We start from the raw sequence: 17,275 nt of genomic DNA on the forward strand, positions 1-17,275 counted from the left end.
GAGAAAGGTATAAACTATTTAAATATTAAATCTTGAAGTGAAAGAAATTTATGTGTATTTGTTCCAGCTTGCTATAATATTTTTCTTGCCAAAATCACAAAATTATCTTTGTGTTTTCAATTAAAATAATTCAAAATTAACTATAATTGGCAAAAATTAACGGAATAAAACAGTATTCACAAGAAAAATAGAATACTGTTATATCAGCGTTTAGAGTCCTTTATAACCTTCATAAAAAGCTAACTTTCTGCTGGGAGGGTCTGTGGGGTAACACCTGTTTTGAAGCTAGAAACCTTGATGTGTAAGGGCTATAGCTTTTTTATTTGCACTTGATCAATAAGAACTGATGAAAAAATATAAATGAAACCAAAACAGATGTCTAATAAATCTGTTTTGGTTTTTTGCATTCATCTAAATAAATACCTTATAAGTGTATATAAAGACTTCTCTAACTTAAACACTCCACCAATCAAACCCTTGCAAAAACAGCTCCTTGCTTTTTCTATACTAGTACTATATAGTACTAGTATGACAATTAATAAAACAGCAAACAAACAGCATGTGATTGACGTGGCGTCGCAATTATTTTTTGAACAAGGGTTTGTCTATACCAGCATGGATGAAATCGTCCGTGCGAGTAAGGTCTCTAAATCAAATGTCTATTACCACTTTGCAAATAAAGATGAGTTGCTATTGGCGGTAATTGATCATTGGATGGAAACATATCGGATGGAGTTAGAATCAGCTCTTTCTCGTGTCAAGTTAACAGTAGAAGAGAGAATCATCTTATTTCTATCTTCCCTTGCAACCGGTATCGAATCAAGAGGATATCAGGGTGGGTGTCCGTTCATCACATTATCGATTCAAGCACCAAATGAAGAAACCAAAGTCAAAGAAAAAATCACGGCATTTTTTGCACAACTCACGACAATCTGTGGGCAATTGATTCAAGAAGGGATTGAAAAAAACGAGTTTTCGACAACGCTTGATCCAAATGAAGTAGCCAATCTGTTTATCACCAACCTAGAAGGTGCTTTATTTCTGGCGGAGGTCAAAAAAGACAATCAAATCATCATAACAACAGCCAAGCAGTTGTTTACACTGCTTAGGTAGTCAGTCGTTAACGTACAATAAGAATGTACGCATTCTCTGATAGTATAGGTCAAAGAAATAACTATATTTGACCAATATGCTATCAGTTTTTTTATATATTAGATTAGTACTATTCAGTACTAAGGAGGGGTGGCATATGAAGGTATTGATAATCGGCGCAACTGGGTTTATTGGTAGTGAAATCGTAAGACAGCTTGCACTGCAAGATGTTGAGATGGTTCTATTGGTGAGACAAAAAGAAAAAGCAGCCAGTTTGAAGGCATGCAATCGTGGGATGATTCAATTGGTCCAGGGTGATATTACCCAGCCAAGTCTAGGATTGACGGATGAGGAGAAAGACATCGCCTTATCCTGCGATGCACTGATTCACTGCGGTGGGCCGATGGATATCACACTATCGAAAGAAGAAGCGCAACAATCTTTCTTACAAGGTGCCAAGCATGTGGCTACTTTTGCTGGGGAAATCCAGCGTAGAACGGGACTGAAACAGTTTATTCACATTGTTGGATATATGAGTCCATTTACAAATGAGGTATCTGTCTGGGAAGACCATGATGTCTTTACGCACATGCACCCCTTATTGATGGGTGATTCCTTTTATGAACAGATGAAATTTCAAGCGGATATTTATATGCGGCAAATTGCCTTACAAGAAAATTTTCCCCTAACGGTTATCAATCCGCCCACTGTAATCGGCAACAGGCAAACTGGTGATACAGCGCAGCTTACAGGATTTGGCTTATTTATAAAAATTATCCGAGGCGGGTATTTGCCGGTTATTCCCGGTGGCAAGACATACCGTTTGCCAGTCATTCACAATGATGTCTTTGCGGCATTTGTGATTGAAGCACTCTTTCACCAAAATCAATCAATGGCAACCTATACATTGGTTCAAAATCCGCCTGATGATAGATCACTGCCAGAAATGATGCGGGTGGTGACTGCTGCGATGCACATGACAGAACCGAAAATCGTTGTACCAATCTCTTTTCTAAAAACGATCATGACTCTAGGTGGGAGTCGTTACACTGGTGTAGCCAAAGAAAGTTTGCATTTTATCACAGATCGACACTTTGACAATCAGCAAGTGAAAACTGATTTCTCGCCTACCGTCATTGAGCAGCTCTTTGCTCCGCCGTCGTTGCCATTTGTGGTGGCGGATGTAGACCATAGATTGACCTTTGGGAACCAAGAAATTACGCCATATACGAGAACCATTATCGGTTTTGCTTGCGTGTATCAATTACAAGGAGAAGGAGACCCCATCGTATTGATCCATGGCTTATTCAGTGAGGGGGCAGACTTGTTTGCTTTGGGAATAGCATTGCATGAAACAAATAATCGACCCATTTGGATAGTCGATTTACCGGGCTTTGGCCGTTCACCCTTCCAACCAGATGATCAACTACTCAACCCGTATATTCAAACGATTGAACGCATTCAACAAGTCACGAAAGGGCAGGCAACTTTCATTGGGCACTCATTTGGTGCAGCACTTCTGTTACAAGCATCCGAAAAGCAGCTTTTTTCAGATCATCAGAACTTACTGCTGTTGCAGCCACCAGTGGGTAAAGCACGACTGACACCCCCGATTTGGTTGACAAAAGGTTTGTTAAAAAGTGCAAGTATGCACCAAATTGCCGCTTATTTTAGTAAACAAGGCCTTTTTCCAACAGACGATCATTCTTCAGCGTCTTATTTTTTGAAGTTAAAACGTAGCACAAAATCACCTAGAATCTTACGGACGAATATGACAATCAATAGGTATTTAAATAAAATGAACTTTCGAAAAACACTACAGCAGTCATTTTCAACTATTTGGGGTTCTGGGGATAAGCAGTATAACCGGCCGGAATATTTGTCTGTAAAAGAGACAGTACCCTATGGTCATTATTTTCCAATTAGTCATCCTGAGGAAACGGCTGCTAGTATTGACAGGGTGTTGAACCGAGAACCGGTAAAGGATCAGATTGGCAAAAATCATATTAGATTTTGAGTTACAGACCTATTTATTTATAAATGCTATCCACCCACACGTAAAATAACCACAAAAAAAATAGCAAACCAAAACCGGTCTGCTAGTTTTTCATTTTCTATCCCATAATACAAACTCTTTACTGTTGCACATCTAAATAAGAATAAGCCCGCATATCATACCGATTGCGACTGCGTGAATACTCAATTGGTGCGCCGTTCTTCTGATAAACGATTTGTTCGATTTCCAAAACCGGGTCATCAGACAAGCAGTTCAAATACTGTTGGTCGTAAGCAGCACTCTTGTCTGCAACGATTGTTCGATAAGCACCAGCAAACTGAATGCCTAACTCTTCTTTTACGTATTGATAAATTGACTGCTCTAAATGATGTCGATTGAGGTTGGGCACCAGATGGACGGGCATCATGGTATGCTCCAGAATAAATGGCTGGTCCTCTAGAATCCGTAAGCGGACGATCTTGTAGACGGGCTGACTTTCTGTGAGCATCAACTTTTCTTGTGTGGTTTGGTCGGGAAATTCAACTTGAAAATCAATGACTTTACTGGTCAACTTGCGGCCAGCTTTACGCATTTCTGTCGATAATCCTTCGTAAACAGTTAAAGCGGTCGTATCTTTCTTTAAGAAGGGATGATTCAATATTTTTGTGCCGGCACCTCTTTGGGAATAGACAAGTCCTTCCATCGCCAAAAGGCCGACGGCTTTTTTTATTGTCATTCTACTGACGCCAAATTCTGTGACTAAGTCTACCTGGTTCGGCAACAAACTGCCGGGTGGATAGGTTTGATTATTGATGCGTGTACGTAGGATAGTGGCAATTTCTTGATATTTTGGCATCTTATCACCTCCCAAGAAGTATAGCTGAAAATCGCCCGTTCGACAATCAGCAGCTTGTTTCTTTATGGTTATTATAGCCTAGTATATTGGTTTTTTGGATAGATCGAACCTAACTATAAAAGTATAGTTGGTACAAATGTTAATCTAGGTTGTAAAAAAGATTGGTTTGCTTAAAGAAAAGACTAGACATGAAAACGTTACCGTGCTATTCTTTACTAGAAATCGGTTTCAATATTTTGTAAGGGTTTGAAAGGGGAAAAAACAATGGATAAATTTATTGGATTTATGGAGAAGCATTTTATTCCGATTGCTTCTAGAATTGGCTCTCAAAGACATTTAGTTGCCATTCGGGATGGGTTTATTGTCACAATGCCGTTGATGATCTTAGGTTCATTTGGGGTATTGATCAACAATTTGCCGATTCCTGCATATATTGATTTTATGAATGGGATTTTCGGTGAGGGGACGTGGCAAGCGTTTGGGAACAACTTATCAGCAGGTACTTTTTCTATACTAGGACTTTTAATCGCTTTCACGGTATCGTATAATTTAGCTAAGAGCTACAATCAAGATGCTTTAGGTGCTGGTGCGATCTCTGTAGCAAGTTTCTTTGCTTTAGGCGCAATGGCTACAGGTCCTGATGGATTATTGACAGCTGCCGGATTGGGTTCTCAAGGATTATTCTTGGCATTGATCGTTGCAATTATTTCAACTGAGATCTTCCGTCGTTTGGCTGGCAATCCACGTTTGGTTATCAATATGCCTGATGGGGTGCCACCTGCAGTTTCTCGTTCATTTGCGGCTTTGTTCCCCGCAATGATCACTATTTCGATTTTTGCTTTGGTTACTGCAATTTTCCAAGCATTCGGTGTGACAAGTATCGTTCTGTCATTCTACGAGTTGGTACAACAACCATTCATGGGCTTGGCGAATTCCTATCCAGCTGCACTATTGCTAGGTTTTATCTCCGCTTTCTTATGGTTCTTTGGTTTGCATGGTGCAAATATCATCGATCCATTTATGCAAACAATCAACGTACCAGCAATCGAAGCCAACGCGAAAGCATTACAAGCGGGCACAGATTTGCCGTATATCGTCAACAAACCGTTCTTTGATTCTTTCGTCAACATCGGTGGTACTGGGGCAACATTGGGCTTGCTGATTGCGATTTTCTTAGTTGCACGTCACCATAAAGCTTATATGACTGTCGCAAAATTATCAGTCGCTCCAGGCATCTTTATGATCAATGAGCCAGTGATGTTTGGTCTGCCAGTTGTCTTGAACCCGATTTTGTTCATTCCATACGTGTTGACACCATTGGTTCTGGTCACTACAGCGTATTTCGCAACGTCCACCGGGCTTGTGCCTGCGGCTACCGTGATTGCACCATGGACGACACCACCGATCATCGGCGGTATTTTATCTACACAAAGTATTGCTGGCGGAATTTTGGCAGCAGTCAACTTGATTTTGTCGGTTGTGATTTACTTACCATTTGTGAAAATGGCGCAAATCCAAGAAACCCGTCGTGAAAAAAACGCGTAATTTACGCGTAAGATAAGAAAAGAAAAGAAATCAATCCATCACTACCGGCCGCGAACAACCATGTAACAGCGCACCGTATGGCGTAACAAGATCAGTATATGCGGGTGATGCACATGTTCGATGGCCGGTTCTTTTATAAAAAAATAGGATGTCGTTTTGGAGGTGGCAAAGATGCCGAAGTATTTGGAGATTGCAGATGAATTGCGTAAGAGAATCAAAGATGGGACGTATCCCAAAGATAGTTTTCTGCCATATCAAACAGAATTGGTCGAAGAGTTTGGCGTAAGCCGCATGACGATCAAGAATGCAGTCAATATCCTGATTATGGAAGGCTTGTTGCTGACAAAACGAGGTTCTGGCACCAAAGTATTGAATCATTCCTTTGCAGGCAAGGATACGTCATCCGTTACTGAATACAAAGGATTAAGTTACCAAATGAAGCAAGAAAAACGGCGCTTGACGAGTCAAGTCATCACCTTTGAGGTTTGCTTCCCAGATGAGCGGATCCAAGAGATGTTGCAAGTGACAGCTGAGCAACCCGTCTATCATGTGATTCGACTGCGTATTCTTGAAGACAATCCCTATATACTTGAGCACTCCTTTATGCCAGTTGACTTGGTCAGTGGGTTAACGAAGGACATTCTAGAAGACTCGGTTTATGAGTACATTCTTCAAGATTTGGGTTATCGGTTTGCTGGGGCGTATCGAACGTTTCAAGCAGCCAAAAGTGATCAATATGATCAAAGATACCTGGACTGTAAAGAGGACGATCCAGTATTGGAATTGGAGCAGATCATTTATTTGGAATCTGGCCGTCCAATCGATTATTCTTATAGTCGCAATCGCTATGATGTGAAAGGTTACTCGATGTTGGATATGAAACCGGATCTCATGCAAGGGTATAAAAAGTAGTTGAGGATTAAGCACATAGATTGATGAAAATTATAAAAACGTGTTAGGAGAGCGACGGCTTTCGTAACACGTTTTTTGTTTTCTCAGCGACGTGTCGTAGTTCTTCTTGTGTTTATTTCCTGTAAAATTGAACAACCCTCGTATACGGTTCAGTGAAAAAAAGGATTTTAAATGTAAAGGAACCTTTACACCTGTCCAAGTGTATGCTATATTACATGTAAAGGAAACTTGACAGGAGTGAAGAGATGTCTGTAGTCAATCGCGTGAGAACTATCCGTGAAAATATCGGCTTGTCGCAAGGTGAATTGGCAGAAATCGTGGGCGTTTCTAGGCAGACGATCAATGCAATTGAGACCAATAAATACAACCCATCCTTAGAACTAGCATTGCGTATTGCCTATTACTTCCGAATGCCAGTTGAGGATGTGTTCAAATTGACCGGGGGGAAAGCTAAATGAAATTTTTTCGTTCTGATATCATACAAAAAATCTTGCTATTGATCTGGACAGTCGGGAATTTAGTCGTGTTTGCTTGGTTAGGCAAGTGGTATGTTGGCCTGATCTTTCTCATTGTCTTTTATCTCATTCTGGCGTTGGTGCTTTGGTTGACACGCGGGGTTCGGCTTGGAAAAAAGACATATGATGAACGGCAACTAAAATTGAAAAGTAGAAGTTATGAATTAGGATTGACTGTTGGTGGTTTATTGTTGTTTCTGACACCCAATTACTTTGGCGGGAATAATCAGCTCGTTTTCTTTGTTGTGGGGCTTACGAGTATGACCATTTTTGGTTATCAAATCATCACGGATAGTTTGTTCGCATTCAATGAGTCCCCAAAAGAGAGATATGCTTCTTTAAGTATCTTGACTGGATTCGGCGCTGTGGGCCTGTTCTTATATATACGTGATACGATTATCGGTACACAATCTTTCTTCGCCAATGGTAGGATTGCAATCGATTCTGGATTTTGGTTGATTTTGGCCTGTTTTGTCGTTGGTTGCTTGGGATGGATTCGATTATATATGGATAAGAGAGAGCGTTTATAAAAGTTTGGGTTAAATCAGAGGATCAAAAAAGCTAAAATCATCCAAAAGATGGTTTTAGCTTTTTTGTGTAAAAACAAACAATTACCTCTTACGTCAACGTATGTTGATACCACTTATTCCCTCTAAATCGCAGCAAGAAAATCAGACCCCGAACGCCCCATTCAATGGTCATCACGACATAAATTCCTGTCAATCCATAACCCAAAACGATGCCTGCCAAGTATCCCATACCAATTCGGAAAATCCACATCGAAAGTAGCGAGGCGATGGTCGTGAAGTTGGCATCTCCGGCAGCACGCAGTGCAGCAGGCAAAATGAAGCCAATGCTCCAAGTTAGAAAGTGCATCACGATGGCAATCAAATAAAGCCTATAAATCGCTGGAACAATCACTGCCGGCGGATTGAACAGGCGCATCCCAAATGAAAAGAAAGGCAGCAGACTCAAATCGACGACCAGAAATGCCACCATTCCGGTCAATACTAAGGCTTTCGTAAACTTCTTGGCGTCTGCAATATTGTCCCGTCCAATGCTTTGTCCAACAATCGGTACAAGAGAAGTGGCCAATGCACTCGGAATGATTTCAGAAATTTGAATCCATGACGAAGCAATCGCGTTGGTTGCAATCACATTGGTTCCAAAACTAACGATCATTGTTTGGATGATGATTTTTCCACCGTTGAAAAACAATGATTCTGCAGCAAAGGGAATACTGATTTTCAAGACTTTGCTAATTACTTGCAGACGAATGTGCAGAAAGTCATCTTTCTTTAATAAAAAGAGACCGCGATTGATGCGCAAGGTGTAAACTGCAAACAGCATCCCAATCAGCCGTGAAATCAAGAGAGAACTGATCAAACCAATCATCCCCAACCCCAGCACATGTAAAAAAAGAATATTGAAGACAATATAGACAAAATTCATCAGCAACGACAATTTTAATGAGGACTTCGTGCGGCCAATCCCTCTCAAACTACCATTTGTTCCTTCTACTACTGCTTGCAATGGATATGAGGCCAATAACCCCAACAAATAAATCTTGGCATTCTCCAAAACCAGCGGTTCTGCTTGTCCGAATAGCAACTGCAAGATACCTTGGTGAAAAACAGCAATCAAAATACTGACTGAACAAGCCACAAAGACGGCACCGTAGACTGTGCCACTGCATACTTTGCTGAGTTGTTTGTGCTCCTTTTTGCCGAAATATTGTGCCATCAAGACCGTTCCACCCAATCCCACTGCAGTAAACGTGTTGACCAAAAAGAAATGCAAGCTGCCAACCATACTGACCGCACTAACTGCTTCTGTACCAGCGGAGCTGATCATCGCTGTATTGACAAAATTAAAACTCACAAGAAAAAATTGATCGAGAATCACGGGTAACACAAGTGCGAGGATAAACGGATAAGCAATATCTTGTCCGGAATAAACATTCTTTAGCCAATTGCCGCTGTGATGCAGTGCAGTTTTGATCATATTCAACGAGGACACACCCTTATATTTGATTTTGCACACGGTTTCATTTTTATGCTATCGTTTATGGTGGCTTGTGTCAATGTGAATTTGAAGGGGTACTTCTATTTTACTGAGAGAAAATTATCGTCATCTTCGAAGTGGCATATAAAGATGGTTGCTTGTTAAAACTACTATGAATGTTTATAATTATTTATATATTTTTAATATGAAATTTATTCAGTAGTGGGTGGAAGATTTGGATATTAAACTAAATGATATCTTTAACTTATCAGAAGAGAATTTAAAAAATATAAACTTCAAGTTAAATAAGAGCAATCAAATTGAGGATCCGATTTTTTTATTTTATACGAATAAACAAAGATTTGTAGAATATGTGAGTTGGAAAAAAGGTCATTATGATAAAAAAGCGCATTTTTCCAAGGATAGAGATTATGTCGGACATTTTGTCATGATGCCAAATAGTAAACATCAATGGTTGTTCGCGGGTATATTTGAAATTATCGGAGAGTACGCGAATTCTCAGGGAATTATTTATGAAGTGAAAGAAGTGGAAAAGTATAAGTGTTTTTCGGGAAGAGTTGTTGTTGACTATAAGAAAAAAAGAGGTTATCAAGGAACTAAATTTAAACCAGAAACTATGATTCAGGAAATGATTGTGGCCGAAATTCTACCTGATGTTTATGAGGGACTAGAATTCGAAGGGTATGATAATGTGAGCTTAACTTTCCGTGAGCTGAAAGGTCTTTATGCTGTTGAATCCCCTTCATGGAAAACCGCATTAGCATCTGTTAAAGGAATCTATGCTTTAACGGATAAGAGTAACGGCAAGCTTTATATAGGTAAAGCTGATGGGAATGAGATGATTTGGCAAAGGTGGGCATCTTATATATCGAGTTATCACGGTGGAGATGTTGCACTTAAAAATTTACTAGAAGAAAAGGGACAATACCATTTTGAACAATATTTCACATTTACATTGATTGAAATGTTTAGAAGTACGGTTGCTGATGACGTGATCAATCAGAGAGAGTCCTATTGGAAGCGTGTATTGGATACTAGAAAACATGGGTATAATTTGAATTAGTGAGGGATTATTAGCGGTTTATTTGTCTTTAGCGAATCTGCTTTATCAGATTCCATTGAATAAAACAGATAAGAAATTATTTGCTAAAGCACTAAAGAATAACCAACAATATTTAGATTCTGTGGGGATATCGAGTAAAGAATTTCATGCAAGTATTTTAGATTATGTCGAGTATGCCTTGGTTGAAAGATATGCAAACGGAGTTTAGAAACAAGTACTGATTGAAGAAATAATGTGTGAAAATCCCCACAAAAAGTGACCTGAACTATCACTTTTTGTGGGGATTTGGTTATACTCATCCAAACTTCTTATACAACGCCTCTGTCAACGTCTCAGAAAAATTGATTTGCTCTTTCTCCGCTTTCTTTGCTAACCATTCAGGTATCGTTACGTTTTTACGAATCGTTTTGTTTCCATGAATATAAGGCCTAGGATCTGCTTGGATCAAGGTCATAAAATCAGCAGTATCTTCCAAAATAATCGATCGAATATCGGAGGGCTCAGGTAATGTCAATTGTTTATCTATATAATAAGCAATCATGCTAGATAAACAATCTTTCGCTTCTACCATCGCTTCGTCTAACGAATCACCTTGTGTCCCACCGTTAAATTCTGGGAAGGTAACTGAATAGCCGTCTTCCTCAATGTGGAAGATGGCCGGATAGGTTTTTAACATTTGTATCGTCTCCTTTTTTAACCGAGTAACAATATTTATGTACTTGTGATCTGATTAAGAATAGTTTCTTTATAATTTGATTATACGGACTATGGTCAATTTGTTTTTTTTTGCTAAAACCATGTAACACGAATGTCTCAACAACGGAATTTCCTTCAAAAGAAAAAAAGAAAAAAAGAAAATGAATGCGTAAATCGGACGTATACGAACTGACTCCACCGCATACGGCTCAAAAAAAGACTGGTTTCCTAGAATCGGTGTTTATGTAGTTTTTTCAGGAGGTTGATGATATAATGAATTTGTAAAGGGGGAGTTGCGCTAACAACGCCCCTTATGACAGCACCGCTTAAAGAACGGTGACAAGAGATATTAACTAAAAAATAAGTCGATCTCTGCTAAAGTGACGGCTTATTTTTGTCGTTTTTAAGCAACTTTACGGTCAGACTGATCAAAGCAACGGTAAACATACCAAAGCCGAGGATGGTCTGAATCGTTTCGTATGCGGACAAAAGGCTTCTCCTTTCATAAGATTCTGTGCGTATGTTCATAAGCACCACCTTTTTTCAAGGAATCACCACCGTCATTAAACTTTACTGTCATAATCGATTATATCGCACAAATGATAGCTTTTTTATCTAAATTCATTAGGTGCAACCCTTTATTTGAAGAATTTATATAGATTTCCACCCTTGTTCGCTTGCAACCCCTTCCAAAATCCGCTACACTAATACCGAATAGAAACCAAAAAAAATAGGCACCTCATCACAGTACGGCAATACTGTTACGAGGCCCTGATCAGTCATGCCCTTAACACGGTTGACCAATCAAGTTGCCATAGTTGACGCCAAGGCATCAACGTGTTTATTGTACCTAAAAATACCTGTGATTTCTAGTAGCAGCATAGTGAAATCGGTATTTTATTTGGAAAATTTCACGGGATGCTAGACGCTTATTTTGCTATGTCAAAGGCATTGGACAATCTTGTCTGATGCCTTTTTTCTTGCGTTCCTTTCTGCGCAGAAGGTACGCAAGAAATAGCGGATATGCACTTATGAAAGGCTTCATGCGAGAGTAGGCAGTCATAGTTGACCATATAATCAAGTCGTAGTGAGCCTTCATGAGGGCAAATGGTGGAGACACTTCATTCCTAGGTCATGAAGATGGTAAGCCGGTGGTTTCTATTCGATATCGTTAGTGGCAGCAGGCAAGAATCCTGTATGCGCTTGTCGTAATGAGGTACCAACATGTGAAAAGCAATTAGAAAAAAGGAAGAAAAGGGGAAACGACCTATATGAAAACACGCAATGGACAAAGAACGATGAACTGTAAATGGCTGATAGGACTTTGGATGGTATGCGCACTGCTGTTTCTGACAGCATGCGGAGCTAGCGGTGAAGCAGAAAAGACGATTGGTATCGCGATGCCTTCAAAAGCATTAGAGCGTTGGGAAAAAGATGGAGACTATATGGTAGAGACATTCAAAGAACTTGGCTACCAGACGGATATCCAATATGCACAAGACCAAGTGCCTACTCAAGTATCACAGATTGAAAACATGATCACCAAAGGCGTTGACGTGATCGTTATTGCTTCAATTGATGGCGAAGCTTTGACAGATGTGGTGGAAAAAGCCAAAGGTCAAGATATCCCAGTCATCGCCTACGATCGATTGATCATGAATGCAGAGGGCATCGATTATTATGCAACATTTGATAACTTCGGTGTGGGCGTTTTGCAAGGGAATTATATAGTTGATTCGTTAGAATTAGATCATCAAGCAGGACCATTCAATATTGAACTGTTTGGCGGGGCACCCGATGACAACAACGCCCGTTTCTTCTATAACGGTGCGTTATCGGTGTTACAGCCTTATATTGATGCAGGAACCCTTATTGTCAAAAGCGGTCAAACGGAATTTAGCCGCATTGCAATTCAAAACTGGGATGGCGCAACGGCGCAAGCACGGATGGATAATTTGCTCAGTGGAAATTATACAGAAGATCAAGTAGACGCTGTATTGGCACCCAATGATGCTGTGGCGATGGGTATCGTATCTTCCTTGAGAAGTGTCGGCTATGGGTCTAACGACCGACCGATGCCTGTGATCACGGGGCAGGATGCTGAAACGGCCTCTGTAAAATCAATCATTGAAGGTGGACAATCCATGACGGTATTCAAAGATACGCAGCAATTAGCAGATGTTACCGCACAGATGGTGGATCAAATGTTAAAAGGGGAAGAAGTGACTGTCAATGATCATGAAACATATGACAACAATGTCAAAGTCGTTCCGACAAACTTATTGATTCCAATCGCCGTCGATATACAAAATTATCAAGAAATATTGATCGATAGTGGGTATTTGGCTGCATCAGATATTGAGTGATTGACCAACAAAGGCATGTCAGTTGAGATTGGATAGGAGGAAAAGCATGTCAGAATGTATCCTTGAAATGAGAAACATCACGAAAGTTTTTTCTGGTATTAAGGCGTTAAATTATGTGAATTTGCGCGTGAAACGTGGGGAGATCCATGCGCTATGCGGTGAAAATGGCGCAGGAAAATCAACCTTGATGAAAGTCCTGAGTGGCGTTTATCCAACTGGGGATTATGAAGGAGACATTGTTTTTGAAGATCAAGTATGTCAGTTTAAAGGCATCAAAGAAAGCGAAAAATTAGGCATCGTCATCATTCATCAAGAATTAGCATTGGTTCCGCAACTATCGATTGCCGAAAATATTTTTTTGGGGAATGAAATTGGTACGTACGGTGTGATTGATATTGATGAAACGATCAAACAAACAGACACCTTGTTAGAGAAGGTCGGCTTAGATGAACAACCCAGTACATTGATTACAAATATCGGGGTAGGCAAGCAACAACTTGTGGAGATCGCTAAAGCGATTACCAAGAATGTAAAGATATTGATTTTAGATGAGCCTACCGCAGCCCTCAATGAGAGTGATAGCGAAAACTTATTGCAATTATTGCTTGAATTTAAAAAACAAGGCATCACCTGTATTATTATTTCTCACAAATTAAATGAAGTGATGGCTGTGTCTGATGCGGTCACGATTATCCGAGATGGCAAAACGATTGAAACATTGTATGCCAAAAACGGAGAGTTGAGTGAGACCCGCATCATCAAAGGGATGGTTGGTAGAAGCTTGGATCATCGATACCCTGAATATGTTCCGAATATTGGCGAACCCTATTTTGAAGTCAGAAATTGGCATGTATTTCATCCAACACATACAGACCGCAAAATACTTGATGATATCAATCTCACAATCAGACGTGGAGAAATTGTTGGTATCGCAGGTTTAATGGGTTCAGGTCGAACAGAGCTTGCTCGAAGTATTTTTGGGAAAAGTTATGGCACAAAAATTACAGGACAATTAATTAAAGCAGGGCAAGAAATCCATTTATCGAATGTGAAAAAAGCAATCGATGAAGGGATTGCTTATGCTACCGAAGATCGAAAAGGGAATGGATTGGTATTGATTGAATCGATCACCGAAAATATGTCCCTAGCGAGTTTGAAGAACTGTTCGAGAGGGACTGTGATTGACGAAAATGAAGAAATCAAGCAGGCCGAATTGTATAAAGACAAAATGCGTATCAAAAGCCGCGATGTATTTCAAGAGGTTGAAAGCCTGAGTGGCGGCAATCAACAAAAAGTCGTCCTTGCCAAATGGTTGTTGTCTCAACCCGATGTTTTGTTTTTGGACGAACCAACTCGAGGAATCGATGTTGGGGCAAAATATGACATTTATTTGATCATTCAAGAAATGGCGAGAGCGGGGAAGGCTGTATGTATTATCTCCTCTGAATTGCCAGAGATTCTGGGTATGTGTGATCGTATCTATACGATGAACGAGGGACGGATCACGAGCGAAACTCTACGTGGAGAAGCAACACAAGAAACGTTGATGGAAAATATGACGAATAAGGTAGGTGTCTAAGGTTGGAGAAGAAAGAATATCAAATCAAAAATAGCATAGCAACAGAAAATGTGTCTGCGGTTATCAAAAAAGCCTTTCAGAAGTATAGCATGTATTTTTTCCTGATTATCATTATGATTGCTTTTCAGATTTTGAGTAACGGTGTCTTATTAAAGCCATTGAATATCACGAATATCATCTTGCAGAATAGCTATATTCTCATATTGGCCATCGGAATGGTGTTATTGGTCATTCTAGGAGATATTGATCTATCCGTCGGTTCGGTGGTAGCCTTTACAGGTGCGCTATCTGCAATTTTTACCATCAATATGGGCTTGCCGACGCCATTCGCCATTATCCTGTGTTTGCTAGTAGGTGCGGCAATTGGCGCCTTTCAGGGGTTTTGGATTGCATACGTGAAAGTGCCTGCTTTTATTGCGACATTGGCGGGGATGTTGATCTTTCGCGGGTTGACGATTGTGATTTTGGACGGTAAATCATTGTCTCCTTTTCCAGCTCAATTTCAAATGCTCAGTTCTGGTTTTATTCCGCCATTCACAGTAGTATCCGATTTAAAATTATCGACACTGATGATTGGTCTGATTTGTATATTGCTATTTACGTTGTTTATGATGAAGAATCGTAAGAAGAAAATCAGTTATGGCTTTCCAATAGAATCTACGCCTATTTTTGGGATGAAGCTTGGGTTGGTTATGCTGACGATCTCTTGGTTTACGTATATTCTGGCTAGTTATGAAGGCTTTCCAAATGTATTGCTTATCTTAGGTGTCCTTGTCATCCTCTATCACTTTATGGCAAATAGAACCACAGTTGGTCGTCACATCTATGCTACCGGCGGCAACGAAAAGGCCGCAGCCTTATCCGGTATCGATACAAGAAAAATCAAGTTTATCATGTTTGTAAATATGGGTGTTTTATCTGCGATTGCGGGACTGATATTCTCCGCTAGATTAAATGCTGCGACGGCAACAGCAGGCAATGGTTTTGAGCTAGATGCGATTGCTGCGTGCTACATTGGTGGTGCATCAGCTTATGGCGGAATCGGCACAGTCTTGGGTGCGATCATTGGTGGGTTGGTGATGGGCATCTTGAATAATGGAATGTCGCTCATGGGCATCGGTGTTGATTGGCAGCAAGCCATCAAGGGTGCGGTGTTGTTATTGGCGGTAGCTTTTGACATTTATAATAAAGGGAAGGGAGAGTAGGAGGTTTTAGGCTGAGGAGAACGGAAAAATAAAGTAAGAAAAAGTATTAAAGAAAGGAAGCTTGGGATAAGATAGTACAATTATACTTCTTGTCTTAGGCTTTTCATTGTTTTTAATGTATCAGTATCCAATTTTTATAAATCATTCTTTTATATATTTTAATTATATTAATTATCGCGATATTATTAATTTCCATGTGAGGAGTAGTTTCTATTTTTATATACGAAACACGCATCACTTAATTTCTTAAATCTTAAAAATGTATCATTATGGAGTTTTACGCATCAATCCTTAGAACAGATCCGCGAATTGTCAACTGAGGCAAGATTTTTTGTTGAATAAATGGTGAATGACTTTCTTCAATTCTTTTAATTAACGTTCTGACGGCTAAACTTCCCATATAATGCAAATCAGTCGCAACGTTTGTGATTGGCGATATAGCAGTTCTGGTAAATTCAGTATCATCAAAACACAGTAAACTTATGTCTTCAGGAATTGTGTAACCGGCAGACTGTAAAAAACTGTTTACCATAAATGCCAAACCAGAGTTGACACAAAACCATGCTTCAGGCATCTCTGGAATCTGTTTTAATTTATTGAATAGTGCACCTTGTGATTCTTCTATCTCCGTAATTTCAATCAAAGAATCAAAGGGGATTCCGTGATCTGACAGTGCTCGTTGATAGCCAATAAAACGTTCATAGTAGCTTGGCGAAAAGCGAATATCACCGATAAAACCAATTTGTTCATGATGGTTTTCTAATAATAAAGAAACTGCATCATAGGCACCATCCCTGTTATTTGTTAGAACAGAATCTGTCATTAATGTCGGTCCATGGTGGTCAACAAGAATAGTGGGAATACCTGAATGAATCAATTTCTCTAAGTAACAATCATCACTATGTGAGAGGACAATGATCCCATCGTAGTTTTCCAAATTTTTTGGTAAAGAAAATAGCCGAATATCTCGATCAGTAATGGTATAAGTTGACACTTGGTGATTTGAAGATTGTGCTTCGATAAAAATACTTTTAACGATCTCACCGAAAAAACTGGTCTGAGAAAAAGCGAATTCAGTTGCAATCAATAAGAAAGAGTGATGCATGACTTTTGCATTACTTTTTTTATATTTGTAACCTAATTCTTCTGCTTTTTTGCAAACTAAATCTTTTGTTTTTTGACTTACACCAGACTTGTTTCTCAAAGCTTGGGACACGGAATTTTTAGATATGCCAAGAGAATCGGCAATGAGTTGCATCGTCACTTTAGTCATAAAAAAGTTACCTCCAACGCATGTAGTTATTTTAGTATAGCATGTAATTACAAAATAAAAAGTAATTATTGTGTTTCCTTTTTCTGTAATTTATAATTTTTGTCAAGAAAGCGGTTTATATATCTAGTGAATTAAATATTTTTAATTAAATA

Annotated in this window: 15 protein-coding genes; 10 read left to right on the plus strand and 5 right to left on the minus strand. The window is 39.5% G+C overall.

The genetic code is table 11. The annotated features are described in order from the left end of the window. The first annotated feature begins 528 nt into the window (after positions 1-528). Together A5886_RS02690 and A5886_RS02695 are read left to right on the plus strand one after the other, a co-directional pair. A complete protein-coding gene (locus A5886_RS02690; RefSeq protein WP_086273520.1) occupies positions 529-1,113 on the plus strand; it encodes a TetR/AcrR family transcriptional regulator in 585 nt (194 codons plus the stop codon). Positions 1,114-1,249: 136 nt separating this feature from the next. After that, positions 1,250-3,109: an alpha/beta fold hydrolase gene (locus A5886_RS02695; RefSeq protein ID WP_086273521.1), complete on the plus strand. Its 1,860-nt coding sequence runs from the start codon at positions 1,250-1,252 to the stop codon at positions 3,107-3,109. A gap of 118 nt (positions 3,110-3,227) precedes the next feature. Here the strand turns inward: A5886_RS02695 and A5886_RS02700 are convergent, their stop codons facing one another. After that, positions 3,228-3,944, minus strand: a complete 717-nt coding sequence (locus tag A5886_RS02700; protein WP_086273522.1) for a GntR family transcriptional regulator — start codon at positions 3,942-3,944, stop codon at positions 3,228-3,230. Positions 3,945-4,208: 264 nt separating this feature from the next. On the opposite strand from A5886_RS02700, the gene A5886_RS02705 reads away from it, so the two are divergent. The 4 genes from A5886_RS02705 to A5886_RS02720 all read left to right on the plus strand — a co-directional run bounded on the left by A5886_RS02705 (position 4,209) and on the right by A5886_RS02720 (position 7,446). Beyond that, positions 4,209-5,489: a PTS sugar transporter subunit IIC gene (locus A5886_RS02705; RefSeq protein WP_086273523.1), complete on the plus strand. Its 1,281-nt coding sequence runs from the start codon at positions 4,209-4,211 to the stop codon at positions 5,487-5,489. Positions 5,490-5,660: 171 nt separating this feature from the next. Then, positions 5,661-6,401: a GntR family transcriptional regulator gene (locus tag A5886_RS02710; protein WP_086273524.1), complete on the plus strand. Its 741-nt coding sequence runs from the start codon at positions 5,661-5,663 to the stop codon at positions 6,399-6,401. Between the two features lie 245 nt (positions 6,402-6,646). Continuing rightward, positions 6,647-6,859, plus strand: a complete 213-nt coding sequence (locus tag A5886_RS02715; protein ID WP_086273525.1) for a helix-turn-helix transcriptional regulator — start codon at positions 6,647-6,649, stop codon at positions 6,857-6,859. Next, positions 6,856-7,446, plus strand: coding sequence for a hypothetical protein (locus A5886_RS02720; RefSeq protein ID WP_086273526.1), 591 nt, complete (start codon positions 6,856-6,858; stop codon positions 7,444-7,446). Before A5886_RS02715 ends, A5886_RS02720 begins: the two co-directional genes overlap by 4 nt. An 88-nt stretch (positions 7,447-7,534) precedes the next feature. Here A5886_RS02720 and A5886_RS02725 read toward each other — a convergent pair whose 3' ends face one another. Continuing rightward, positions 7,535-8,920 carry an MATE family efflux transporter gene (locus A5886_RS02725; RefSeq protein WP_256926246.1) on the minus strand — a complete coding sequence of 462 codons (1,386 nt, stop codon included), beginning with the start codon at positions 8,918-8,920 and terminating at the stop codon, positions 7,535-7,537. A gap of 235 nt (positions 8,921-9,155) precedes the next feature. Here A5886_RS02725 and A5886_RS02730 point away from each other — a divergent pair, with 235 nt between their 5' ends. Continuing rightward, positions 9,156-10,004: a GIY-YIG nuclease family protein gene (locus A5886_RS02730; protein WP_086273527.1), complete on the plus strand. Its 849-nt coding sequence runs from the start codon at positions 9,156-9,158 to the stop codon at positions 10,002-10,004. A 295-nt stretch (positions 10,005-10,299) separates the two neighbouring features. Here A5886_RS02730 and A5886_RS02735 read toward each other — a convergent pair whose 3' ends face one another. Together A5886_RS02735 and pepG1 are read right to left on the minus strand one after the other, a co-directional pair. Further along, positions 10,300-10,680: a type II toxin-antitoxin system HicB family antitoxin gene (locus tag A5886_RS02735; RefSeq protein WP_086273528.1), complete on the minus strand. Its 381-nt coding sequence runs from the start codon at positions 10,678-10,680 to the stop codon at positions 10,300-10,302. Between the two features lie 395 nt (positions 10,681-11,075). Then, positions 11,076-11,228, minus strand: coding sequence for a type I toxin-antitoxin system toxin PepG1 (gene pepG1, locus A5886_RS02740; protein ID WP_086273529.1), 153 nt, complete (start codon positions 11,226-11,228; stop codon positions 11,076-11,078). Positions 11,229-11,971: 743 nt separating this feature from the next. On the opposite strand from pepG1, the gene chvE reads away from it, so the two are divergent. From chvE to mmsB, 3 genes are read left to right on the plus strand one after another with little or no spacing between them, the layout of a single operon-like run. Beyond that, positions 11,972-13,066, plus strand: coding sequence for a multiple monosaccharide ABC transporter substrate-binding protein (gene chvE / locus A5886_RS02745; RefSeq protein WP_506511087.1), 1,095 nt, complete (start codon positions 11,972-11,974; stop codon positions 13,064-13,066). Between the two features lie 46 nt (positions 13,067-13,112). Next, positions 13,113-14,645: a multiple monosaccharide ABC transporter ATP-binding protein gene (gene mmsA / locus A5886_RS02750; RefSeq protein WP_086273530.1), complete on the plus strand. Its 1,533-nt coding sequence runs from the start codon at positions 13,113-13,115 to the stop codon at positions 14,643-14,645. Between the two features lie 2 nt (positions 14,646-14,647). Further along, positions 14,648-15,850, plus strand: a complete 1,203-nt coding sequence (gene mmsB / locus A5886_RS02755) for a multiple monosaccharide ABC transporter permease (protein ID WP_256926122.1) — start codon at positions 14,648-14,650, stop codon at positions 15,848-15,850. 277 nt (positions 15,851-16,127) lie between these two features. On the opposite strand, the gene A5886_RS02760 is transcribed toward mmsB, so the two are convergent. Continuing rightward, positions 16,128-17,123, minus strand: a complete 996-nt coding sequence (locus A5886_RS02760; protein WP_086273531.1) for a substrate-binding domain-containing protein — start codon at positions 17,121-17,123, stop codon at positions 16,128-16,130. Positions 17,124-17,275: the final 152 nt, after the last annotated feature.

The sequence above is a fragment of the Candidatus Enterococcus testudinis genome, from assembly GCF_002140915.1.
In the GTDB taxonomy this organism is placed as follows: domain Bacteria; phylum Bacillota; class Bacilli; order Lactobacillales; family Enterococcaceae; genus Enterococcus_D; species Enterococcus_D testudinis.

Bases quoted from the DNA above. Each gene is read 5' to 3' on its own strand.
- A5886_RS02690 (WP_086273520.1), top strand. From the start codon at position 529: ATGACAATTAATAAAACAGCAAACAAACAGCATGTGATTGACGTGGCG.
- A5886_RS02695 (WP_086273521.1), top strand. From the start codon at position 1,250: ATGAAGGTATTGATAATCGGCGCAACTGGGTTTATTGGTAGTGAAATC.
- A5886_RS02700 (WP_086273522.1), bottom strand. From the start codon at position 3,944: ATGCCAAAATATCAAGAAATTGCCACTATCCTACGTACACGCATCAAT.
- A5886_RS02705 (WP_086273523.1), top strand. From the start codon at position 4,209: ATGGATAAATTTATTGGATTTATGGAGAAGCATTTTATTCCGATTGCT.
- A5886_RS02710 (WP_086273524.1), top strand. From the start codon at position 5,661: ATGCCGAAGTATTTGGAGATTGCAGATGAATTGCGTAAGAGAATCAAA.
- A5886_RS02715 (WP_086273525.1), top strand. From the start codon at position 6,647: ATGTCTGTAGTCAATCGCGTGAGAACTATCCGTGAAAATATCGGCTTG.
- A5886_RS02720 (WP_086273526.1), top strand. From the start codon at position 6,856: ATGAAATTTTTTCGTTCTGATATCATACAAAAAATCTTGCTATTGATC.
- A5886_RS02725 (WP_256926246.1), bottom strand. From the start codon at position 8,920: ATGATCAAAACTGCACTGCATCACAGCGGCAATTGGCTAAAGAATGTT.
- A5886_RS02735 (WP_086273528.1), bottom strand. From the start codon at position 10,680: ATGTTAAAAACCTATCCGGCCATCTTCCACATTGAGGAAGACGGCTAT.
- pepG1 (WP_086273529.1), bottom strand. From the start codon at position 11,228: ATGAACATACGCACAGAATCTTATGAAAGGAGAAGCCTTTTGTCCGCA.
- chvE (WP_506511087.1), top strand. From the start codon at position 11,972: ATGAAAACACGCAATGGACAAAGAACGATGAACTGTAAATGGCTGATA.
- mmsA (WP_086273530.1), top strand. From the start codon at position 13,113: ATGTCAGAATGTATCCTTGAAATGAGAAACATCACGAAAGTTTTTTCT.
- A5886_RS02760 (WP_086273531.1), bottom strand. From the start codon at position 17,123: ATGACTAAAGTGACGATGCAACTCATTGCCGATTCTCTTGGCATATCT.